This window comes from Vibrio hepatarius, assembly GCF_011806575.1.
GTDB lineage: Bacteria > Pseudomonadota > Gammaproteobacteria > Enterobacterales > Vibrionaceae > Vibrio > Vibrio hepatarius_A.
Window position 1 is genome coordinate 96,351 of record NZ_JAATOO010000012.1, and the last position, 23,035, is coordinate 119,385.

A 23,035-nucleotide genomic window follows, 5' to 3' on the forward strand; every position below is an offset into this window, starting at 1 on the left:
TTATTTTTATCTTCGACTTATTTCCCTGTAAGACTCGTACAGACGAAATAAGTTTACTCCTTTACAAAAAGTGCCATCGATTCAAGATGACTGGTGTGCGGGAACATGTCCAACATACCTAATTTTTCTAGCTTAAATCCTTGGCTGAGCAAGCTTTGTGAATCTCTGGCTAGAGTAGCAGGATTACAGGAAACATAAACGACTCTCTCCGCTCCAAGTTCAGAAAGTTGATCTACGATGCCGCTCGCCCCTGCCCTCGCCGGATCGAGCAATACTTTATCAAACTTCTCTCCTGCCCAAATCTGACCAGAAAAGTCCTGCTCTAGATTTGCCTGATAAAACTGCGCATTGCTTAGGCCATTTCTCGCTGCATTTGCCGCTGCTTTTTCAACCATCACATCAACGCCTTCAACGCCCACCACGCTCGCCACTTGTTGTGCGATCGGTAAGCTGAAGTTGCCCAAACCACAAAACAAATCCAACACTCGGTCCTGTGAAGAAAGCACCAACCAATCTATCGCTTGCTTAACCATGCTGTTGTTGACTTGCTGGTTCACCTGAATAAAGTTGTTCGGTTCAAAGGCAATTTCAACCCCAGCTTCCAAGTAATAACCAGAATCACCGCAAATAAGGTTCAGTTGGTCATTCTGTGGCATCAGATACAAACTGACTTTATGGCGATTTGAAAACTCAACCAAGGCATTATTATCGTCATCTTTTAGCGCTTTAGAATGACGCAACACAATGATTCGTGTGTTGTCGGCCTTGACCAATTCAACATGGCCTAACGTTTCTTGATGAGAAAAACCAGCTAACAACAGCTGTAATTCCGGCAACAACTCGTCCAATTCTGGCGCTAACACGGGGCAATGGGTTACGTTGACGATCTCTTTGCTGTGCTTTTTACGAAAACCGAACTGCAATTGACGACTCTTTTTATCAAGCAGCAAACTAATGCGCGCACGGCGTCGGTAGCCTCGCTCATCAGCGATAATTGGCGCATCCAGCTCAGCAGTTTGACCAGAGAACTTTTTCATCAATTGGCTCAACGTATGCTGTTTGTACTCACGTTGGTCATCAATCGACAAATGCTGCATATTACAGCCACCACATTGCTGATAATGCGGACAAAACGGCTCAACACGTTGCGTGCTCGCTTTCTGAATTTTGATTAAGTTGGCACGAGAGAACTTACTCTTTGATTCGGTCAGTTGAATCAGCACTTGCTCACCCGGCAGTGCCCCTTCGATAAAGACTGGTTTTTTGTTCTGATAGGCGATACCAGCGCCATGGTGATCGAGTTTTTCTACCTGTACGGACTGATGTTTGGTATTGAGTTGAGTTTTCTTCTTCGGTTGGAAAAAACGCGCCATGCTCTGTGCCTATGTATTAATGCTCTAAATTGCGGTTCAGGCTCTACCTTTTGTACCTGAATCATTGTCTGAGTCGACCGAGTTGATTATGCTTATCGATTCGGCAGTCTCAGCTTATATTGCGACTATTTTCCCATATCCACACCACGATGTTTAGACAATAATGACAAGATATGGCTTACGCGCCCGCGTTATTACTCTTACTCTCGCGCCGACATTAATTATCGGGTTACTTTTAAGCGCGTTTTTCTCGTTTAACCGCTACCACGACTTAGAAACCCAAGTATTCAATTCTGGCCTGAATATTATCGAGCCATTAGCCATCGCCAGTGAAGACGGACTTAAAAAGAATAGTCGAGAATCGGTGCGCCGCATCATCAGCTACGCGCATCGTAAAAACTCTAAATTTGTCCGCAGTATCGCGGTATTTGATTACAACCATGAGCTGTTCGTTACCTCTAACTTCCACCCCAATTTCGAATCGCTAACATTTCCGAAAAATGAACCTATTCCGCTACTGGTCAGTTCGACACTCAAAGACGATACGTTAATTTTACGAGCGCCTGTGGTGGCCGAATCAAGCCTGATTTCAACCTCACGTGGTAAAGAAAACACGCCAGCGCTCGGCTATGTTGCTATAGAGCTCGACTTATCATCACTGCGTTTGCAGCAATACCAAGAAGTGTTCTCGGCATTTTTGGTTTTATTGGTTGGCTTAGGTTTGGCGGCGGTGTTTGCCTATCGATTAATGTACGATGTAACGCGCCCGATTTCACACATGAAGAATATGGTCGACCGTATCCGTCGTGGCCACCTCGATGTACGTATCGAAGGTAAAATGCACGGCGAGCTAGACTCATTGAAAAACGGCATCAACGCGATGGCGGTTTCGTTGTCTGAATACCATGTTGAGATGCAGCACAGTATCGACCAAGCGACATCAGATTTACGCGAGACGTTGGAACAGCTTGAAATCCAGAACGTAGAACTCGATATCGCGAAAAAACGAGCACAAGAGGCGGCGCGCGTTAAATCAGAGTTCCTCGCCAACATGTCACACGAACTTCGCACCCCACTTAATGGCGTGATCGGTTTTACCCGTCAAATGCTGAAAACGCAGTTGACCAATAGCCAAACCGATTACCTACTAACGATTGAAAAATCAGCGAAGAACTTACTGAACATCATCAACGACATTCTTGATTTCTCTAAGCTCGAAGCTGGCAAACTGGCTCTGGAAAACATTCCGTTCGATTTCCAAGAGTCGCTTGAAGAAGTGGTGAGCTTGCAGGCCACCAGCGCTCACGAAAAAGGCCTTGAACTGACCTTGAAGATCGATCCTAAGATTCCACCAGGTCTGGTCGGTGACTCACTGCGTATTCAGCAAGTTCTGACCAACCTTGTCGGTAACTCGATCAAATTTACTGAGCACGGCAACATCGATATAAGCGTCGAGCTACGGTCGCAAAAAGAAGATACTGTCGAGCTGCAATTTATGGTGCGTGATACCGGTATCGGTATCTCCGAGCGTCAACAAGCCCAGTTGTTCCAAGCATTCAGTCAGGCTGATGCGAGTATTTCACGTCGCTATGGCGGTACGGGTCTAGGCTTGGTTATTACCCAGAAACTGGTCAGCCAAATGGGTGGCGAAATCAGCCTAACCAGCCGTCTGCACCAAGGCTCTACCTTCTGGTTTACACTGCGCCTCAGCGCGACCGACATGCCAGTCAGCGAGTTGGTCGATACAGAAAGCCTCAATCAGCGCAGCCTGTTGTTAGTCGAACCAAACATGCAAGCCGCGTCGGTCATACAGCAAATCTTAGTACAGGAAGGGTTAATCGTGACCTACCGATCTTCGCTGCCTGATGACGAAGAAAGTTATGATTACGTGCTACTCAACTTGGCACCAAACAAAGAACACGAAACAGCAGAAGTAGAAAAACGTGTCGAGCAAGCCATGCGCTGCGCGCCGCATGTCGTAGTCGGCACGCCAAGTACCACACTCGCACTCTCGGATCATCTCATCCAGAAATATCCGATTCACTGTATTACTAAGCCACTCTCTCGCAAGCGCTTGTTGCAAACGTTAACCGCTAACCAAGACAGTTTGCCGACACTGCCAAACGTGGTGCAGCAGAGTGAAACCCTACCACTAACCGTTATGGCGGTAGACGACAACCCAGCCAACCTGAAGCTGATCAGCGCACTGCTTCAGGAACGGGTAGAAAAAGTGGTCACCAGCACCAACGGCCTCGACGCGGTCAAACAAGCCAAAGTTCAGGCGTTCGATATCATTTTGATGGATATACAAATGCCGCACATGGACGGGGTGACCGCGTGTGAAGAGATCAAGAAAACCGAGCTGAACGCGAAGACGCCAGTCATCGCAGTAACGGCTCACGCAATGAGCGGTGAGCGCGACCGACTATTGAACGCGGGTATGGACGATTACCTCACAAAACCAATCGAAGAGCACGTGTTGCAACAGGTTTTGGTTCACTGGAGTCCACTGACAGACGAAGAAAAGATTGAAAAGATTGCGCCTTCATATATCGAACCCGAACAAGAAACACCACTACCTGCCTCTCCAGCGACAGCGCAAAATATCAGTATCGACTGGGATGCAGCTCTGAAGCAATCAGCAAATAAAGTCGACCTTGCCAAAGATATGCTGCAGATGTTGGTCGACTTTATCCCAGAAGTAGAAGAGATCGTTGAACAGGCGTTGGAGCAAGGAGACTTTCCTCGCGAAGACCTCATCCACGTGATACACAAGCTGCACGGTAGTAGCTCATACTGCGGCGTACCAACTCTGAAACAGCTATGCGCAACCTTAGAGCAAGCGCTGCGTTCAGGCGCTAGCATTGACGATATCGAACCGGAGATCTTCGAGTTACAAGACGAAATGACCAAAGTCATCGCCACGGCCAAACGCTACTTGTAGGTAGCGCTTAGCCATATAAGGGCAGAGCTAAAATGCTCAGCTACTTGATATTGGTGACATTGTCTTCGGCTTGATAAAACTGGTAGTCGTTTTTGTTGAGTTGTTTCACCGCATACATAGCTTGGTCGGCCTGATGCACCAGTTTCTCAGCATCAATGCCGATAGTTTTTCCAACCGAAATACCGACACTACAGCCGACGCTGAATACACAAGATTGATAAGCAAAAGGAAGATTTGCCAAGCGCACCGCGTCAGAGGCCATGTCTTCGAGCAGCTCTTGATCGGTTTTCTGCAGCGCGAGATAAATGACAAACTCATCACCACCAATACGACCAACCACACCAGGTACATTACTGTCCGCCTGTAAGGTCGAAAAACGCTTGGCGATCTCTTTCAGCACAAAGTCACCGGCAGCGTGACCATAGCTATCATTGATGTCTTTGAACCCATCAAGGTCAACCAATAACAGGGCAATATAGCGACTAGAAGACGCCACTTGTTCGATGTATTTCTCACAGCCCAAACGGTTTTTCAATCCAGTCAGAGTGTCTTGCTCAGCGAGATTACGATAGTACTGCTCCCAGTGTTCAATTTGTGAACGCAAACCACGTTCACGTTCTATCGCATGGCGTGAGTTCTCAATGAAAGTATTAACGCTATTGACCACCACTCCAAGCTCGTTCTCCTGATTGTTCTTGTCGATAGGAATCAAATCCGTATTGCCCGGCGTAGCGGAGTTGAGCGCGTTCGATAGAGACGTCAGTGGCTTACCAATAATGCGTTCAAACACCAATACCAATGCTATTACTGTGACAAAAAACTGCCCTAAGGCAAACGCAACTTGGCTAAATACCTGAGACAATGCTTCCTTTTGAAGCACTGTGTGGTTGTTATGAATATACAAAGTACCTAACGGTTCACCGTCGGTAGGAGAGTATAATCGGTACTGATTTGAATGAGTCCATAAGCTGTTTTCAGTATCGAGCACGTGGTTGGATGAAAACGACACCCCTTCATCACTTTCTAGACGGACCGCGTCGATTTCTTCGTGCAACAACAGCGAAGAGATCACTTCGTCCGCAATCTCTTTGTTATTGACGTAAAGCGCGATCGCTGCCGTATTAGATAATGATAACGCCAGTTTCTGCTCAAGCTCTTTGTGGTTTTTATCTGCTTGAGCAAAACCAACCGTAACCATAATCACTAGCAGACACACTAAGTACATCATCGCCAGAATCGATACGATTTTGAGCAGGCGATTTGATAGCGACTTGGAATTCGGTCTATTCATCTATTTGTAATGCCACCCTAAGCCCTGAGCCTTCTGGTGGCGCTTCTCTCATATAGCCAATGGCTTGTGGGTTATTGGTCAGTTTATCCAACAACTCTTGTCTCGAACCCACCTCTTCAGGTGCACGCATACTGCCGGAAAACTTAAGCTTCGCCCAATAAGCGTTAACTTGGCTAATCCTCATATTTGTGACTTTTTCAAAAAACAATCGCCGGTCTTCTCCAGTGCGGTCCAGTACTTGGTCGACATAAATATCGCCGACACTCTTTCTTCGTCCTAAGTAGACGTCTGCAACCTCGTCCACAGCAGAAACCTGTATCGGGCTTTTTTCATTCACAACCACGTAAATGTCTGCATACGTCGACGTGGTGATAAACAATATTAGGAAGCTAAAATATTTCATACTGCCTCCTAAAAAATAAAGTTCATATTGAGGGTATATACTTGGACATCACGCCCTTTCTCTATCCCTTCTGTTGACGTCGCCCACAACCCGTAGCCGTATGGCTCAATATCGATATGATCGACTTGCGCTTTTAACGCTAAGTTAGGTAGCAGATCCCAGCGCACCCCCAGCGAGTAGGTTTGTTGTTCTATTCGAACCGAGTTAATCCCAAATAACGCCCCAGCCTGTAGAGGTCCTAGTGCTGGGTTCAAAACACTCCAATCACTACTGGACTCATATCTATCATTAGATTGTTTAACTCGTCCATAAATCGCGTAAGGTGTCACTGAACCAAATGTTCTACCCAAGAGCGCATAACCGCCTTCACCTTGTGGAATAGAATCTTGGTCCGCGTAAACTTTGAATAACTCAGACTGAAAACTCCAAACCCCATCGAAGTAAGTCACAGCGGCTTGTAAGTAATTCACTCGCTCGTCTTCCACTACTAAGTAGTCATAAACTTGTTGTGCATCACTACTGATTCCAGGAATGCCTAAGTCGGCAACTCCTTTCACTTGCGTCTGAACATTGGTAATAAAGTCATCGTGATCGACGCTTAAGTTACCCACTCGAGCATATGATAGCTGCCACTGCCAAGCATCCTGGTCTAGCTCTAAGGAGAGACTAAGAAGGTTGTCGAGCTTGGTTTCGTACTCTTGGTCTGATAGGGCTAGCTCACCATCTTCTCTGTTTTGCCCATACTCAAGCGTCGCGCTCCAGTTGAAGTCTGGGTTATTAGAAATGTAACTGATGCCGACACCGTCTAAGTTGTTAAACGGAATACCGCCGTATAATTCTAGAGGTGGGCGAACCCAGAGGTGAGCGTAATCAATCTGGCGGCTATCCGCAGCCGCATAGGCACTGACGCCGATACGACCAGCACGGAAGCTCCAATATTCATTGGGTTCATAGCGGACAAAAGCTAATTCAGTCAACGCATCCAGATCGTGGGAGACATTGTTGTCCAGTAACAGTTGAGCTGTCACTGACCATTGTCTGTTGAAGGCACCATCAAGTTGCAACCCCAGATTGGAATCGCTAAAAAACGAGCCGTTATCGTCAATATCGACCGATTGGGTGATATCTCTTCGGTAAGCTAAATCTTCTTCATTTTCGTAGGCGTAGCCCATAGTTCCAAAACCAGAAGTCGACCACTCCACTGCGTGAATATGACTACTGGATGTAACAAGCCCTAGAAAAAGAACACTGCGCGCAAGCATAACCGTATTGTGTTTAGACATACTGCGGTCCTTAGCAAATACGAATTAATTTATTAGTTGTTATTTAAACTTTTGTATCAAGTATACCAACACTGAGAAAACTGTAATGTGGTTGTTATTAAATTATTGTTCAAAGCATAAAAAAAGCGACTTAAAGTCGCTTATTTTTCAAAAATTACCGTTGCTACTGCGTAATGCCGTTCATCGGATATAGAAAGGTGTATATGCCGAACTTGCTTGTTTCGCGCAATTTCGAGCGCTTTGTTCGATAGCGTTAATTGCGGCGCACCATGTTCATCATTTGTTACACAAAAATCATGAAAGGTGACGCCAAGCGCGATACCGGTACCTAGTGCTTTCGATGCAGCTTCTTTGGCGGCAAAGCGTTTCGCGAGGAAACGCCCTTGCTGCTTCAGACTGTGAAACTTTTCAAACTCCAATTCGGTCAAGATGCGACGAGCAAACGCCTCGCCGGTTCGTGCGAGCGCTTTTTCAACGCGCTCTATCTCGGCAATATCCGTCCCCAACCCGACAATCGCCATAATTATTTACGCGCTTCAACCATGAGAGCTTTCATGTCAGCAACCGCTTTGTGCAAGCCATCAAACACTGCGCGACCAATAATCGAGTGGCCGATATTCAGTTCGTAAATTTCAGGGATGGCTGCGATCGCCGCTACGTTGTGGTACGTCAAGCCATGACCCGCGTTCACCGTGATACCTAAATCCGCTGCGTAGCTTGCACCCGCAGAAATTTTCTTCAGCTCATTCTGTTGCTCAGCTTCGGTTTCTGCATCGGCGTAGTGACCTGTGTGTAGCTCGACAAATGGTGCACCACACGCTTTCGCCGCGTCGATTTGCTCTCGGTCTGCATCGATAAACAGTGATACTTTAATGCCAGCAGCAGTCAGTTTTTGTGTTGCTGCTTTTACTTTCTCTAGCTGACCCACGACATCCAAACCACCTTCAGTTGTCAGTTCTTCGCGCTTCTCTGGTACCAAGCATACATACTCAGGTTGCGTCTTCAGCGCGATCTCGACCATTTCTTCAGTCACCGCCATCTCTAGGTTCATGCGCGTTTGCAGCGTTTCACGTAGAATACGGACGTCTCGATCTAGGATGTGGCGACGGTCTTCACGTAGGTGAATCGTAATACCATCTGCGCCGGCGCGCTCTGCAATTTCAGCGGCGTGTACCGGATCAGGGTACTTAGTTCCGCGTGCGTTACGTAAAGTCGCAATATGGTCGATGTTAACACCTAGGTAAATTGAGCTCATTTTCCAATACTCCGTGCTCGGGGAACCAACGATAGGAACAGTTCCCTGCTTTTTAATGGTTTGCCGCCAAGATACGGCTTTAAGGCTATGCGTGTAAAGCGTTTTGCCGCTTTAAGTTGTTCTTTTGTGGTAAATCGGCGCTCGCTGATCGCAATCAATTCATTACCCACAAATGTCAGGTTATCTCGACGCACCGACGCGATAAAGCCTTTTTGTTCCCGATAGCGATAGGTCATCTCTGGATCAATTGGCTCGCCAGTACCTGCACAATGCAAAAAATCGACACCGTAACCCATTGCTGACAACATCGCGAGTTCAAAGCGTCGCAAGGCGGGCTCTGGGTTGTCACACTGAGCCAGCTCCGTTAGCGCGTGCAGGTAATCGTGGAACAGTGCAGGCATTGGCACTTCAGCCATCAGAACCCGGCCAATCAACTCGTTGACATACATCGCCGAGTAGAGGTTAATCCCACTTAATGGCAAACCAAGACTGATCGGTTCAGCCTGTCGTAGCGTCTTCATCGATCCGTTGCCCGACCATTTCAGCAAAAGTGGCGTAAACGGCTGCAGCGCTCCTTTTAAGTTGGAACGCTTGCTTCGTGCACCTTTAGACATCAGCGTAACTCGGCCGTACTCCTCGCTAAAAACATCTAGGATGAGGCTCGATTCACTATAAGGGCGACGATGTAAAACAAAACAGCGCTGTAAGCCTTCTGAGGACATAGTCTCTGCCAATAGATAAAAAATAAGGAGCCGATCGGCTCCTTATTTGTTGTGATTCGGAGCGAAGCTAACTGCCTCGCGTTCCTTATAAATCGTCAATGTAGCCAAGAGAGCGAAGAGCACGCTCGTCGTCAGCCCAGCCCGATTTCACCTTAACCCAAGTTTCAAGGTAAACCTTACGGCCAAACAATTCTTCCATATCAAGACGCGCTTCGCGACCGATGGTTTTGATCTTCTCGCCACCTTTACCGATCACCATTTTCTTCTGACCAGAGCGCTCAACCAAGATCAATGCGTTGATGTGGAAACCGTCGGTTTCTGGGTTGTAATCAAAGCGCTCAATCTCCACCGTTACAGAGTAAGGCAGTTCTTCACCAGTAAAACGCATCAGTTTTTCACGTACGATTTCTGACGCCATGAAACGCTGAGAGCGGTCGGTCACGTATTCTTCTGGGAAGTGGTGCGTCGCTTTTGGCAAATGGTCACGTACGTGCTTGCGCAGCACATCGATGTTCTTGCCGTGCTTCGCCGAAATTGGCACGACATCGACAAAGTCCATCTTCTTTGACATATCCATCATGTGCAACATGACTTCATTGCGGTCTTGAACGTTATCTACTTTGTTGACACACAGTACGACTGGGAAGTTCGACTTCTGAAGCTTTGTCAGCACCATCTCGTCGTCTTTGGTCCAGTGCGTGCCGTCAACAAGGAAGAATACCAAGTTCACATCACTGAGAGATGAGTTCGCAGCACGGTTCATCAAACGGTTAATCGCACGCTTTTCTTCGATATGAAGTCCTGGCGTATCAACGTAAATCGCTTGGTAATCACCTTCGGTGTCGACACCCATAATGCGGTGACGTGTGGTCTGCGGTTTACGTGAGGTGATCGAAATCTTCTGCCCCAAGATGCGGTTAAGCAGCGTCGATTTACCGACGTTTGGGCGGCCAACAATCGCCACAAAACCACAGTGCTGGTTTTCAGGCGAGCTAGCTGGCTCATTGCTCGATGAGAAAAACGCATCGATATCAAATTCGTTGTTGTCTGTTGAATCAGTCATTGGTCAATTGCTCTAGTGCCAATTCAGCAGCCGCTTGTTCTGCCTTGCGGCGGCTGGTGCCTTTACCAATTACAGGATCTCCAATACCTGCAACTTCACACGCAACAGTAAATTCCTGATTGTGTGCTTCACCTTTAATATTAGTCACTGTGTAAACAGGCAGCGGCTTTCTGCGACCTTGCAAAAACTCTTGAAGGCGAGTTTTCGGGTCTTTCTGAGAAACGCCAGGCTTGATGGCTTCCAAACGCTGTTTATACCAGCTAAGAATGATGCCACGAACAACCTCAATGTCGCTGTCTAGGTAGATAGCGCCAATGATCGCTTCAACTGCGTCGGCAAGAATAGAATCGCGGCGGAAGCCACCACTTTTCAACTCACCTGGACCTAATTTTAAGTGATCTCCTAGTTCGAATTCTCGACCTAGCTCCGCCAATGTATTACCACGCACCAGTGTTGCGCGCATGCGGCTCATGTCCCCTTCATTCACTTTAGGGAAACGATGATAAAGATCGTCAGCAATGACAAAACTTAAAATTGAATCGCCCAGAAACTCAAGACGCTCATTATGTTTACCGTTAGCGCTGCGGTGAGTCAGCGCTAAGTTGATAAGCTCAGCATCATTAAACTGATAGCCGAGCTTTTTCTCTAGTTTTTCGATAGGAGAATTCATGCTCTCTCGATTTGTTTAGTTAATACCACCAATGCGGTTAAAGCGCACACCTGTTGGAATCCAAGACGGTAGCGCACTGTCTGAGCCACGTTCAAATTCGAAGCTGATCCAGATACCTACTGCTTTACCCACCAAGTTTGCCTCTGGTACAAAGCCCCAGTAACGGCTGTCAGCACTGTTATCACGGTTATCACCCATCACAAAATACTGACCTTCAGGTACGACCCATTCGTTTACACCGTTACGTGGTTGATAAGCTTCCACGCGATCGCGGCGTAATGGGTTGACCAAGATTTGGTGACCAACTTCACCTAACTGTTCGTCCAACTGAATCAGTGGAATACCATTTTGGATAAATTGGCTCTCTTCAACATTAGAAAGTTTAACAGGCTTGCAGCTACTCTCGCCCGCGGCCTGAATACAGATTTCTTTCTTGCTGCTGTAATGTACCGTATCGCCTGGCAGACCTACGACACGTTTGATGTAATCAATGTTTGGCTGAGGTGGGTACTTAAATACCACAACGTCACCACGCTCAGGTTTGCCAGTTTCAACCAGTTGCGTGCGCCATACCGGATCTTTTAGGCCGTAGGCGTATTTTTCAACCAGAATAAAGTCCCCAACTAACAGAGTTGGCATCATAGAACCAGAAGGGATCTGAAACGGCTCGTAGATAAAAGAGCGCAACACTAACACGGCTGCAATCACTGGGAAAATAGAAACGCTGTTCTCTACCCACCAAGGTTGCTTGTTCACTTTGTTCAGAGTGGCAACATCAAGACCATTGGTTTGCGCTTCCACTTCGGCAACTTGAGCCTGACGTTTCTTTGCAAAAACCAGCTTCTCTAGAACCCAAACGATACCCGTAACCAAAGTTACGATAACGAGGATCAGTGAAAATGTGTTCGCCATTGACTTCCCTTATCTTAAAAATACGAAAGTGAAAGAGCCGAGACCCTTTCACTTAATGAGTTACCTTATTGAGCCAAACTCAACAAATTAATCTTTACCTACATGAAGAATTGCAAGGAACGCTTCTTGAGGCAGTTCGACGTTACCAATCTGCTTCATACGCTTCTTACCTTCTTTCTGTTTCTTCAGAAGTTTCTTCTTACGGCTCACGTCACCGCCGTAACATTTCGCGATAACGTTCTTACGTAACTGTTTCACGGTAGAACGCGCGATGATGTGGTTACCAATCGCTGCCTGAATCGCAATATCAAACATCTGGCGAGGGATGAACTCTTTCATCTTCTCAACCAACTGACGGCCACGAGTCTGAGATTGGTCTTTGTGCGTAATCATCGCTAGCGCATCAACTGTATCACCGTTCAGAAGTACATCTACGCGAACCATGTTCGACGCTTCAAAACGCTGGAAGTTGTAGTCCAGAGACGCGTAACCACGTGATGTTGACTTGAGACGGTCAAAGAAGTCCAGTACTACCTCTGCCATCGGAATATCGTAAGTCACAGCAACTTGGTTACCGTGATAAACCATATCCACCTGAGTACCACGTTTTTCAACACACAGCGTGATAACGTTACCTAGGTACTCAGACGGCACTAGGATGTTACAACGCGCGATCGGCTCGCGGATTTCTTCGATGTCGTTGACTACAGGTAGTTTAGCTGGGCTATCGACATACAGTAGCTCGCCATCGGTCTTCTCTACTTCGTAGACTACCGTTGGCGCAGTAGTAATTAGGTCTAGGTCGTATTCACGCTCTAAACGCTCTTGGATAATTTCCATGTGCAGCATGCCAAGGAAACCACAACGGAAACCAAAGCCTAGTGCTGCAGAGTTTTCTGGCTCGTAGAATAACGAGGCATCGTTCAGGCTTAGTTTACCTAGCGCGTCACGGAAGTTCTCATAATCGTCAGACGATACCGGGAACAGACCTGCGTAGACCTGAGGTTTTACTTTCTTAAAGCCCGGTAGCGGTGTGTCACTGCCATTTTTCGCTAGTGTCAGCGTATCGCCAACTGGCGCGCCAAGGATATCTTTGATACCACAAACCACCCAACCTACTTCACCAGTACGTAGTACATCGGTATCCACTTGCTTCGGCGTGAAGATACCTAGACGGTCTACCCCCCAAGTTTGGCCTGTGCTCATTACTTTGATCTTGTCGTTTTTCTTCAGAACGCCGTTTTTGATACGTACCAGAGAAACAACACCAAGGTAGTTGTCAAACCATGAGTCGATGATCAGCGCTTGCAGTGGCGCATCTGGGTCACCTTCCGGTGCAGGAATCGCAGATACGATATTTTCTAATACGTCATCCACGCCCAAGCCGGTTTTCGCCGAACAGCGGGTCGCTTCCATCGCATCAATACCTACGATTTCTTCAATTTCTTCCGCCACACGCTCAGGATCAGCGGCTGGTAGGTCGATCTTGTTCAGGATTGGCACAACTTCCAGATCCATTTCGATCGCCGTGTAGCAGTTAGCTAGTGTTTGAGCTTCTACACCCTGACCTGCATCAACCACTAGCAGCGCGCCTTCACAAGCGGCTAATGAACGTGATACTTCGTACGCGAAGTCAACGTGTCCTGGGGTGTCGATGAAGTTAAGCTGATAAGTTTCACCATCTTTTGCGGTGTAGTTTAGTGTCACACTCTGAGATTTGATGGTGATGCCACGTTCACGCTCTAGATCCATAGAGTCAAGAACCTGCGCTGCCATTTCACGGTCGCTTAGACCACCGCAAACTTGGATCAAACGGTCAGATAGGGTCGACTTACCATGGTCGATGTGGGCGATAATCGAAAAGTTACGAATGTGCTTCATGATTTGGGGTGACTAAACTCATTTTTAATAGGGACAATACAACCCACAGATATATTCAATATGGGTATAGAAAAGCCGTCGTTTGACGGCATTTCAATCAAGTTGGCAGATTCTACCCAATTTCTGGGCGCTTCGCACTAGCTAATTGGTTCTCCCAATACCCTAAGCAAAGTAACCTGCTGCGAGGAGAGGCTTTCCTGTTTGGCTGCCATCGCTTTTGCTAAGTAAATTCCTGCTCCGGTAAAGATAGCAGAGCAGAGAATCACCACACCTTCACCGCCACCAAGCCATGGCAGCAATAGCCATTGGCCAAACAGCGCGCCAACGATGAGCGCAAACAGTGGAATAAGGTACACGATAGCCGCTGACTGTAGCAGGCTCTTTTCAGGCAGACCGATCTCCACAACCTGACCTTGTTTAACGATTTTTTTGGTAACTAAATGCCAATGAAGCGACTTTTTACCGATAGCTTTGGACACAACACCCGTACCGCAACTCTTTTGCGACGAACAGCTACTGCAACTGGTTTGTTGATCGCAGCTCAACTCGACTTCATACCCGGTCGCACTTGCTTTTACAGCAGACACGGTCGCCAATGCGGTCATCATGGTGTAGTACTCTGAGCGATCACCACTGACTGCGCAATTCGCTTCGCGGTTGCAGGTGGAATATCACCAACCACTGATACTTCGAGGTTGCCGTTTACCAAGCTGTGCAGTGTACGTCGTCCTTGTCTCACCAATTGACCTTTGAGTGACAAGTTGTCACTGTCAGCCACGTAAACTGAGAAGCTAAACAGGCCATCACTGTACATCTGGCTTTCGACCATACGTTCAGTGTTCGCCATTCGGTAGCGGTTCAAATCTTTAGGCTCGAACCCCTCAGGTATCCACTTCACGCGCCAAAATGACTCTTTGACCTGACCTTTCGGTAAAGAGAGCACTTCAGGAAGTTTAACTTCGTTAAGCGCGCTGAGAATATCCACCACTTGGTCACTCACGCTGTAAGACACCGCGCGAAACTGTTCAAGAATCTCACCATCACGGTCAATCAGATCCGCTCTTAGTGGTAGATTATTTTTTTCATCCACCCACAGTACGTACGAATAACGCAGCCCATCTTTTGGTACTACACGTAATACCTGACAAGCCGAGCCTGCCTCACGTGCACGACCAACCTGAATAAAGTCATAAAACTTGCTCAGGTCATCCACGTTGGTGTTGAGGAATGGAATAACGGGCGCAACCATACTGCCCGACTCTATCGTGAATGGCTCAACCCCTGGTTCGATATAGCTAACCTCTTCGCCACGGCGAATCACTTCACGAATCGGCCCGCTTAAATACACTAAATGCGCGAGCTGTTTATCACCATCTCGCGCATGGCGATAAAGCAAAGGTTCGATACTGTTTTTCTTGATGAGGATGTAAGACAACTCATAATTGAGGTGCTGGCTTGCTTCATTCATTTGATGCAACAAAGCCTCTGCAGGAGCTTGTTGTTCTGCAAAGGCTGGAGCCGCATTCAAACTGAACAGTGTAAGCGCACTGATCAGAAATTTTTTCATTCAACTACCGTTTCTGAATCATCACTGTGGTCAGTAATGCTTTCGCTATTTAAGCGCAGTTGCAATTCGTAATCTTGTAGCATAGCGTTGATGCGACGACGCTGCTCTTGAATGCTAGACGCGTTGAGGTTTTGCTGTTCTTCAACCGACGCGCGCGTCAGGCTTACAGGTTCTGCACTACCCGCAAAAGGAATTGTTTGGAGTACCGGAAGCTGGTCTGCTTGTGGGGCTGCAGGGTCGCTGCCACCGTATTGTTGCACACCTAGGATAACCGCCAGCGAGACACAAGCTGCCACGGCAACTTGCCCAAACTGATTCAACCACGCAGGTAACTGTCGACGAGCCTTAGCTGGAGTCGGTTGTGACTCTTTGCCCCTGAACTCGTCAAGCTCAATCACAGAACTCTGAGAGCTATATGTTGAATGCACAGGCTCACTTTCAAGCGCTAAAGCTACACTTTCAGCGATATTCCACTCCGGTTTTTCCGGTGCTTCGCCTCGCATCACATCACCAATTAAATGGTAATTTTTCCAGGTCTGCTGGCTATCTTGGTCGCGTTCTAATTCATTAATAAGAACCTTATCGACCAACTCTCCATCCATGAGTGCTGAAAGTTTCTCTTTGTTAGCCATTATTTTCACCATAAATGTCACTGGTATTAGCGTTGCAAAAGAGGTTGAATTTTTTTCTCAACCGCTTCACGTGCGCGGAAGATACGCGAACGCACCGTTCCGACAGGGCAATCCATTACTGCCGCAATTTCTTCATAACTCAAACCATCCAGTTCGCGTAGCGTCATTGCGGTTTTTAAATCTTCAGGCAGTGCTTCAATCGCACTGAAAACTACTCGTTTCAATTCATTGGACAACGTTAAGTTCTCAGGGTTCGAAATTTCTTTTAATGCACTACCGGTTTCGTAATATTCAGCTTCTTCAGTATCCACATCCTGGCCTGGAGGTCTGCGACCTTGTGCCACGAGGTGGTTCTTAGCAGTATTAACCGCGATACGATACAACCATGTATAAAAGGCGCTTTCGCCTCGGAAACCAGGAATCGCTCGATACGCTTTAATAAATGCTTCTTGTGCTACGTCTGGCACATCGCCGGGGTTTTTGACGTAGCGAGAGATAAGGTTACAAACCTTGTTTTGGTATCGCATTACCAGTAAGTTAAATGCTTGCTTATCTCCATTCTGAACTCGCTCAATTAATACTTGATCGGTCAGCTGCTCGTTCATTCGAGCGGGTACTCCTATCGTTCTTAGCTCTATATCTTCTCAGATATGAGCATTAATTATGCAAAATGTAGTATTGACACCACTGCTTACTTGAGCACTATTGTGACCTAGCAAAATATAGATAGTTCAAACTTTCTCTAAACTAATTCTTAGTTAGTGATGAGCTAAATACCTTCTGATTCGAATTGTGAGGACGAAGGTCAACAAAAGCAATGCTATTTACAAAGAATTGCAGATAAGCAAGTGTTATTATAGTGAACTGCCTCTGAAGTTTTCAGTAGCGACAGTGGTAAAAATAGATTGGTGAGAGTGGGATCGCTCTTCATTCGACGCACCTAATCCTCCCTGTCCGAAGGGTATATTCCGTGCTTCGAGATAATTTAACTCGGGAATTTAAAAGTTTTATGAACGCAAACCGTGAACATCAATGTGATGTGTTAGTGGTAGGTAGTGGCGCAGCAGGGCTATCGTTGGCGTTACGTGTGGCAAAACACGGCAAAGTCATTGTATTGAGCAAAGGACCTCGCAATGAAGGAGCAACGTTTTACGCTCAAGGCGGTATCGCAGCGGTGTTCGACGAATCAGACAGCATTGAATCGCATGTACAAGATACCCTGATCGCAGGCGGCGGAATCTGTGAGAAAGAAACTGTTGAGTTTATCGCTAAAAACGCCAAGAAGTGCGTGCAATGGCTGATCGACGGTGGTGTTCCATTTGACCGCGAAGAAGATGACGACGACGATGAACATCCGCGTTACCACTTAACGCGCGAAGGCGGACACAGCCATCGACGAATTCTTCACGCCGCAGACGCAACCGGCATGGCGATGCAAACATCGCTGCAAGACAACGCCCACAATCACCCGAATATCACGGTACTTGAGCGCCATAACGCACTGGACTTAATCACTGAAGACAAAATTGGTGGCGACAGTAAAAAGGTTATCGGTGCCTACATATGGAACCGCAACGATGAGCACGTTGAAACTGTGCGTGCGAAATTTGTTGTCCTTGCCACTGGTGGTGCGTCAAAAGTTTACCAGTACACGTCTAACCCAGATGTGTCTTCTGGAGACGGTATTGCTATCGCTTGGCGTGCGGGTTGTCGAGTCGCAAACTTGGAATTCAACCAGTTCCACCCAACCTGCTTGTACCACCCAGAAGCAAGAAACTTCCTATTAACGGAAGCGCTGCGCGGAGAAGGCGCGTATCTGCGTCGCCCTGATGGCAGTCGCTTTATGCCTGACTTTGACGAGCGCGAAGAATTAGCACCACGCGATGTGGTCGCTCGTGCGATTGACTTTGAGATGAAACGCTTGGGTGCAGATTGCATGTACCTAGATATCAGCCATAAACCCGCTGACTTTATAGAGAAGCACTTCCCAACAATCAATATGCGTCTGCTCGACCTTGGCATCGATATGACTAAAGAGCCGATCCCAATTGTCCCTGCCGCGCACTACACCTGTGGTGGCGTGATGGTCGACTTCCAAGGTCAAACTGATTTAGCTCAACTCTATGCGATTGGTGAAGTGAGTTACACCGGTCTGCATGGCGCAAACCGCATGGCATCAAACTCACTGTTAGAGTGCGTGGTTTACGCGTGGGCGGCGTCTAAAGACATCATCAAGAAACTTAACGAGGCGGAACTTCCGCCGAGCTTGCCAGCGTGGGATGAAAGCCAAGTAAGCTGCTCAGATGAAGAAGTCGTGATCCAACACAACTGGCACGAACTGCGCCTGTTTATGTGGGATTACATGGGCATCGTACGTACCGACAAACGCCTAGAGCGCGCGCTACGCCGTATCCAGTTGTTGCAACAAGAAACGCACGAGTACTACAGCAACTTCCGTGTATCCAACAACCTTCTGGAGCTTCGCAACCTACTGCAAGTAGCAGAGTTGATGGTGCGTTGTGCAATGCAACGTAAAGAGAGCCGTGGGCTGCACTACACGCTCGACTATCCAGAGCTGGCAGAAAACAGCGGACCAACCATCTTAGTCCCTGAAAAACTGAAATAAACCAAAAAGGGAGCTCAATGCTCCCTTTTTAACCACACCAATAAATGTCGATAATCGGCTTCTTTAAGACTGTCACGCCAAAGCATCCGACGCCTTCCATCCTTCAATACAAATAGTATCCCGACTTTATCAAGCAGTAGTATTGTCCGGCGAACGGAAAACTCATCGTCATTACAGCGACTTTGGCCAAGGTGGCTTAACTCTAATTCTAATTCACCGACCAGTGGATTGACCCATAAGCCATGCTTAAGATAAGTATTAACGACAAGGTAAATTAACCAAATAGACGGAGCAAGTGGGAAGTCGGAGTGAACAATGAAGAAACAGGCCAATATTGCGCAATGAATATTGACCTGTTTAGATAAATACGAAGGCGTTAAATAAAGCCTAACGCACTTTGCTGAGGTTGTGAGCAACAATCTTATCTACCATTGCAGCATGCCCTAAGTTTTCGCTGCGACCATGACCCATGATCCAAGTAAACAAATCCGGGTCATCACATTCTAGTAGAGAGACAAAGTCACGCTGTTCATTTTCTTGCAACGAGTCAAAACACTCTTCAAAAAAAGGCATGATCACTACATCGAGCTCTAGCATACCTCGACGACACGCCCATTTAATACGCGCTTTTTCTTCCGCGGTGTACATTCTATTTTTTCCTCACCTTATCGGTTGTTTTCGCCCGAGTGTAACAAGCAAAACGCGATACAACTACTAACTCAGTCACACAACCAGGCAATACCAAGTGAGTTGCGAGCTGGCGCCTATAATTGGCTATGAAAAAACAATCTAAATGCCTACAACTCCAAAGGTTGTTTCATAACACGGTTCGGATTTAACATAGCGGTATTGAACATTTAGCAGGTAACTATCATGGATTGGCAAAACAAGTTTGCGCCCCTTTCTCTCTCAACGACAGACGCTCGACCAGAGCTGGCTCTTGCTCACCTTTCATCATGGGGAGCAATCACTATGGTGGGCGATGACAAAAAGTCTTACCTGAGCGGTCAGGTCACCTGTGATGTTGTATCACTGGCTGAAGACAGTTCAACACTTGGCGCACACTGCGATGCAAAAGGTAAAGTGTGGAGTGTGTTCCGCCTATTCCATCACAATGACGGTTATGCCATGTTTCAACCAAAATCAGCGATTGCGGTTGAGTTAGCTGAAATCAAAAAGTATGCGGTGTTTTCGAAAGTAGACATCTGTGAGAGTGACGATGTTGCGCTCGGTCTGATCGGTACTTGTGCAACTCAAGTGGTTGACCAACTCTCCGAATCACAAGGTGACGTGCGAGCAATTAGCGGTGGCACAGCGGTTAAGATCGATGATTCTCGATGGCTACTGTTGCTTAACCCTCAAGCGGCAGAAACCTTAGTAGCTGAAACAAACGCACAATTAATCGACGAGTCACTGTGGACACGTTGTGATATTGAAAACGGCTTACCCGTCTTACCCGCTGAGCAGCAGAATGAACATATCCCACAAGCTCTGAACGTTCAGGCTCTCGGGGGCATTAGCTTTACCAAAGGTTGCTACACCGGCCAAGAAACAGTCGCGCGAGCAAAATACCGAGGCATGAACAAGCGTGCAATGTTTATCGTCTCAGGCAACGCAGAGCAACAACCCACAACTGGTGCAGAGCTAGAGCGAGCAGTTGGTGAAAACTGGCGTGGCGCAGGGCAACTGCTGACTAGTTACCGTTTCAGTGACGGAAAATGCATTGGCCTAGTAGTACTGCCAAACAACCTTGAAGCCGATACACAGCTACGTTTAAAAGACGCACCTGAGTCTCTATGGAAGATCGAGCCATTGCCATACTCACTTGACGATGAGTAAATATTTGGACACCAAAGTCACTCGCTATTTAACCGAGCAGCAAGTGAGCTTTCGCTTGCTGCCTCACCAAACGCCAGCGACGACGATAGAAGATGCCGCCAGGCAGCGGGGTATCCGCACCAGCCAGATGGTCAAATCAATCCTACTGCGCGATATGGGTGATCAATACGCACTCGCCTGTGCACCGGGCGATCAATCGGTTGACCCTAAAAAAGTTCGCGCTCTGTTGGAATGCCGACGCATGACCTGCGTCGACCTGAGTCTTGTTCCTGAGTTGACGGGCTATGAGATTGGCACCGTCACACCGCTATTACTCAAAACACCAATGCCGATAATCTTCGACCACAAGATCCTGCTGGAACAAGAAGTCACCATCAGTAGCGGATCTGTTATGGCAGGAATAGCATTACATCGCGATGATCTGATTCGATTATGCAATCCAACATTTGCTGATATATGTCGATAGCACTGCTACTTTTCGCCCGACAAAGATCACTCTTTTGCATGTTTTAGTGATATTAATCACAATAAACCATTAACAACAACTAAATTATTATTCATTTTAAAAGCATATATAGTCATGGGTGTTTTTTTACTTTATGCTAGCCTCGTTGGTTAAAGTACAAGCAAAGAGCATTGTTGCTTGGGTGGGTAACATCCCACCAAATCCTTCTCCAACAGAAAAGTGAATCCACTGATTGTTTCAGGACATCCACTTTTTGTGTAATGCATCTGTGACTATTCGCCCGCCATTAGCGGGCTTTTTTTTTACCTAAACTTTTCTCTGTCATTTCACCTTATGACAAAAGTTCGTCTACTATTCTTAAAACTGTCATGTAGTTCTGGCCTAATATGCGCTGAGTTGAATCCGGGTAAAGTTTCAACCTCAGAACATAATTGAGGTAGTTATCACATAAAAATGGATATTTAACCAAATATTTGCCCACAACAACACAAATATCCAATTAATTCAAAAATACTGCATATTCCTCCATTGCTATCACACATTTACAGGAGGGATATTTATATAATCTGCAGTGCTTGATAACCAAAAGGATTGATGTATGAGACTGTTTAAGCGCTATACGCCAGGTATGATTGCTAAACATGTAAGTCGATTATTTAAAGGAAGAATTTATATTTACGGCGTTGGTAAATTTGAATTCGATAACGGGAAGCTGATACTTCCAGAGAAAGCAGAGACAAGGCACTTCAGAGCGGTAAAAGAAGTGAACCAGGAGATCATGAAACTCCGCTGCGCGTACGCTTAAGAGTCCGTTGAAAGAATTAAAAAGGGTTGGCATTGCCAACCCTTTGTCATTTAACTCACGGAAATTTTATGCCCTTTAGCGAGATACGGTAGCTCACCTTTTAATCCCAAGGCACGTTTCATAATTTCGTCTTTTGCACCGGGTAATTGACTTACTAACGTCATACCGATACCGCGCACCAGTTTTTTCGCCGGATTATCACCAGAGAACAGGTCTTTGAAGCCTTGCATCGCTGCAATCATCTTTGCGGCTTCCGCTTTACGCCAGCGTTCATAACCACGCAAATTACGCTTAGTACCGATGTCTTCCCCTTGCTGCCACAGTGACAGTACCTCTTGGGCAAGACTCGCTGCGTCTAATAAACCTAGGTTTACCCCTTGTCCCGCCAACGGGTGAATCGTGTGTGCTGCATCGCCAACCAAAGCCACACGCTCAACAGCAAAATCACGCGCGTAACGCATACGCAATGGAAACGCAAAACGCTCCCCAACCACTTCACATAACCCAAGGCGGACATCAAACTCAGCCGTCAGAGATTTATTAAATTCGCTTGGCGACATCGACACCAATTTATCCGCACGATTCGGCTCAGTCGACCAAACGATCGAACTCATGTGGCTATCACCGAGCGGAAGAAACGCCAACGGCCCCTGCGGAGTAAATACTTGTCGCGCAACTTTCTGATGCGGTTCGGCAGTTTTGATGTTCGCAACAACGGCACTGTGCCCGTAGTCCCAATGCGTGAGGGGGATATCTTGCTGTTTGCGAACCCAAGAGTTCGCTCCGTCAGCACCTACGACAAGTTTAGCGGTCAGCGCCTGACCATTATCAAGCGTCAACCAAGCTTCGCTTTCACCAATGGCTAACGTGTTGCACTTGGCTGGCATCAGCAAGGTCACATTGGACTGCTGCTTAACCTGATCAAGCAACGCAAGTTGAATCACTCGGTTTTCAACGATATGACCTAAGTCTGGCTGGGCTAACTTATCCGCATCAAATTCAATACGGGCAAAACTATCTTGTTCCCACACTTCCATCGCAGAGTATGGCGCAGCACGACGTTGCATGATGCCTTGCCAAGCACCAAGATTACGTAAGATGTTCTCACTTGAGCGGCTCAACGCCGATACTCGCACATCTGGCAAGTCCTTTAATTGGTTATCCGGTTCATTGCTTTCGATAACCGCGATACGCAAGTCAGTGTCTTTAAACGCAGCAGCTAGGGCAAGTCCAACCATGCCGCCACCAACGATGGCAATATCTACGCTTTGCATCATTTGAATTCTTTTCCTTTTATATACTG

Annotated in this window: 23 protein-coding genes; 5 read left to right on the plus strand and 18 right to left on the minus strand. The window is 47.0% G+C overall.

Annotation, left to right across the window (positions count from 1 at the left end; translation table 11 throughout):
- Nucleotides 1-53: 53 nt before the first annotated feature.
- Nucleotides 54-1,373: a 23S rRNA (uracil(1939)-C(5))-methyltransferase RlmD gene (gene rlmD / locus HCZ42_RS11565; protein ID WP_167420843.1), complete on the minus strand. Its 1,320-nt coding sequence runs from the start codon at nt 1,371-1,373 to the stop codon at nt 54-56.
- A gap of 163 nt (nt 1,374-1,536) precedes the next feature.
- On the opposite strand from rlmD, the gene barA reads away from it, so the two are divergent.
- A complete protein-coding gene (gene barA, locus HCZ42_RS11570; protein WP_167420844.1) occupies nt 1,537-4,317 on the plus strand; it encodes a two-component sensor histidine kinase BarA in 2,781 nt (926 codons plus the stop codon).
- A gap of 40 nt (nt 4,318-4,357) precedes the next feature.
- On the opposite strand, the gene HCZ42_RS11575 is transcribed toward barA, so the two are convergent.
- The 14 genes from HCZ42_RS11575 to rpoE form a co-directional block, all read right to left on the minus strand.
- Nucleotides 4,358-5,608: a GGDEF domain-containing protein gene (locus tag HCZ42_RS11575; protein WP_167420845.1), complete on the minus strand. Its 1,251-nt coding sequence runs from the start codon at nt 5,606-5,608 to the stop codon at nt 4,358-4,360.
- On the minus strand, nt 5,601-6,011 hold the full coding sequence (locus HCZ42_RS11580; protein ID WP_167420846.1) for a hypothetical protein: 411 nt from the start codon (nt 6,009-6,011) through the stop codon (nt 5,601-5,603). The genes HCZ42_RS11575 and HCZ42_RS11580 overlap by 8 nt, the downstream gene beginning before the upstream one ends.
- 8 nt (nt 6,012-6,019) lie before the next feature.
- Nucleotides 6,020-7,294 carry an OprO/OprP family phosphate-selective porin gene (locus HCZ42_RS11585; protein ID WP_254868948.1) on the minus strand — a complete coding sequence of 425 codons (1,275 nt, stop codon included), beginning with the start codon at nt 7,292-7,294 and terminating at the stop codon, nt 6,020-6,022.
- Nucleotides 7,295-7,434: 140 nt separating this feature from the next.
- A complete protein-coding gene (acpS, locus tag HCZ42_RS11590; RefSeq protein ID WP_167420847.1) occupies nt 7,435-7,815 on the minus strand; it encodes a holo-ACP synthase in 381 nt (126 codons plus the stop codon).
- Nucleotides 7,816-7,817: 2 nt separating this feature from the next.
- Nucleotides 7,818-8,549: a pyridoxine 5'-phosphate synthase gene (gene pdxJ, locus HCZ42_RS11595; RefSeq protein WP_167420848.1), complete on the minus strand. Its 732-nt coding sequence runs from the start codon at nt 8,547-8,549 to the stop codon at nt 7,818-7,820.
- On the minus strand, nt 8,546-9,271 hold the full coding sequence (gene recO / locus HCZ42_RS11600; protein WP_053409053.1) for a DNA repair protein RecO: 726 nt from the start codon (nt 9,269-9,271) through the stop codon (nt 8,546-8,548). The genes pdxJ and recO overlap by 4 nt, the downstream gene beginning before the upstream one ends.
- Nucleotides 9,272-9,356: 85 nt before the next feature.
- Complete coding sequence (gene era, locus HCZ42_RS11605; RefSeq protein ID WP_167420849.1) at nt 9,357-10,334, minus strand: GTPase Era; 978 nt, start codon at nt 10,332-10,334, stop codon at nt 9,357-9,359.
- On the minus strand, nt 10,327-11,004 hold the full coding sequence (gene rnc, locus HCZ42_RS11610; protein ID WP_053409055.1) for a ribonuclease III: 678 nt from the start codon (nt 11,002-11,004) through the stop codon (nt 10,327-10,329). Before rnc ends, era begins: the two co-directional genes overlap by 8 nt.
- A gap of 15 nt (nt 11,005-11,019) precedes the next feature.
- The gene (lepB, locus tag HCZ42_RS11615; RefSeq protein ID WP_167420850.1) at nt 11,020-11,916 is read right to left on the minus strand and encodes a signal peptidase I; all 897 of its coding nucleotides are present in this window, start codon (nt 11,914-11,916) and stop codon (nt 11,020-11,022) included.
- Nucleotides 11,917-12,003: 87 nt separating this feature from the next.
- Nucleotides 12,004-13,797, minus strand: a complete 1,794-nt coding sequence (gene lepA, locus HCZ42_RS11620) for a translation elongation factor 4 (protein WP_167420851.1) — start codon at nt 13,795-13,797, stop codon at nt 12,004-12,006.
- Between the two features lie 137 nt (nt 13,798-13,934).
- Nucleotides 13,935-14,405: a SoxR reducing system RseC family protein gene (locus HCZ42_RS11625; RefSeq protein WP_167420852.1), complete on the minus strand. Its 471-nt coding sequence runs from the start codon at nt 14,403-14,405 to the stop codon at nt 13,935-13,937.
- Entirely contained in the window at nt 14,402-15,364 is a 963-nt protein-coding gene (rseB, locus tag HCZ42_RS11630) for a sigma-E factor regulatory protein RseB (RefSeq protein WP_167420853.1), read from the minus strand. Before rseB ends, HCZ42_RS11625 begins: the two co-directional genes overlap by 4 nt.
- The gene (locus HCZ42_RS11635) at nt 15,361-15,996 is read right to left on the minus strand and encodes an RseA family anti-sigma factor (RefSeq protein ID WP_167420854.1); all 636 of its coding nucleotides are present in this window, start codon (nt 15,994-15,996) and stop codon (nt 15,361-15,363) included. Before HCZ42_RS11635 ends, rseB begins: the two co-directional genes overlap by 4 nt.
- Nucleotides 15,997-16,022: 26 nt before the next feature.
- Complete coding sequence (gene rpoE / locus HCZ42_RS11640; RefSeq protein ID WP_053409061.1) at nt 16,023-16,601, minus strand: RNA polymerase sigma factor RpoE; 579 nt, start codon at nt 16,599-16,601, stop codon at nt 16,023-16,025.
- A gap of 404 nt (nt 16,602-17,005) precedes the next feature.
- Between rpoE and nadB the strand changes: the two genes are divergently transcribed.
- Nucleotides 17,006-18,622 (plus strand): L-aspartate oxidase, encoded by a 1,617-nt coding sequence (gene nadB, locus HCZ42_RS11645; RefSeq protein ID WP_167420855.1) that lies wholly within the window; start codon nt 17,006-17,008, stop codon nt 18,620-18,622.
- 14 nt (nt 18,623-18,636) lie between these two features.
- Here nadB and HCZ42_RS22105 read toward each other — a convergent pair whose 3' ends face one another.
- Together HCZ42_RS22105 and HCZ42_RS11650 are read right to left on the minus strand one after the other, a co-directional pair.
- Nucleotides 18,637-19,041: a protein YgfX gene (locus HCZ42_RS22105; protein ID WP_368484185.1), complete on the minus strand. Its 405-nt coding sequence runs from the start codon at nt 19,039-19,041 to the stop codon at nt 18,637-18,639.
- On the minus strand, nt 19,010-19,270 hold the full coding sequence (locus tag HCZ42_RS11650; RefSeq protein WP_167420856.1) for a succinate dehydrogenase assembly factor 2: 261 nt from the start codon (nt 19,268-19,270) through the stop codon (nt 19,010-19,012). The genes HCZ42_RS22105 and HCZ42_RS11650 overlap by 32 nt, the downstream gene beginning before the upstream one ends.
- Nucleotides 19,271-19,495: 225 nt before the next feature.
- On the opposite strand from HCZ42_RS11650, the gene ygfZ reads away from it, so the two are divergent.
- The 3 genes from ygfZ to HCZ42_RS11665 all read left to right on the plus strand — a co-directional run bounded on the left by ygfZ (nt 19,496) and on the right by HCZ42_RS11665 (nt 21,732).
- Entirely contained in the window at nt 19,496-20,461 is a 966-nt protein-coding gene (gene ygfZ, locus HCZ42_RS11655; RefSeq protein WP_167420857.1) for a tRNA-modifying protein YgfZ, read from the plus strand.
- Nucleotides 20,454-20,927 (plus strand): aminoacyl-tRNA deacylase, encoded by a 474-nt coding sequence (locus HCZ42_RS11660; RefSeq protein ID WP_167420858.1) that lies wholly within the window; start codon nt 20,454-20,456, stop codon nt 20,925-20,927. Before ygfZ ends, HCZ42_RS11660 begins: the two co-directional genes overlap by 8 nt.
- A gap of 598 nt (nt 20,928-21,525) precedes the next feature.
- Entirely contained in the window at nt 21,526-21,732 is a 207-nt protein-coding gene (locus tag HCZ42_RS11665; RefSeq protein WP_053409067.1) for a DUF1107 domain-containing protein, read from the plus strand.
- Between the two features lie 50 nt (nt 21,733-21,782).
- Here the strand turns inward: HCZ42_RS11665 and HCZ42_RS11670 are convergent, their stop codons facing one another.
- A complete protein-coding gene (locus HCZ42_RS11670; protein ID WP_167420859.1) occupies nt 21,783-23,009 on the minus strand; it encodes an FAD-dependent 2-octaprenylphenol hydroxylase in 1,227 nt (408 codons plus the stop codon).
- Between the last annotated feature and the right edge of the window lie 26 nt (nt 23,010-23,035).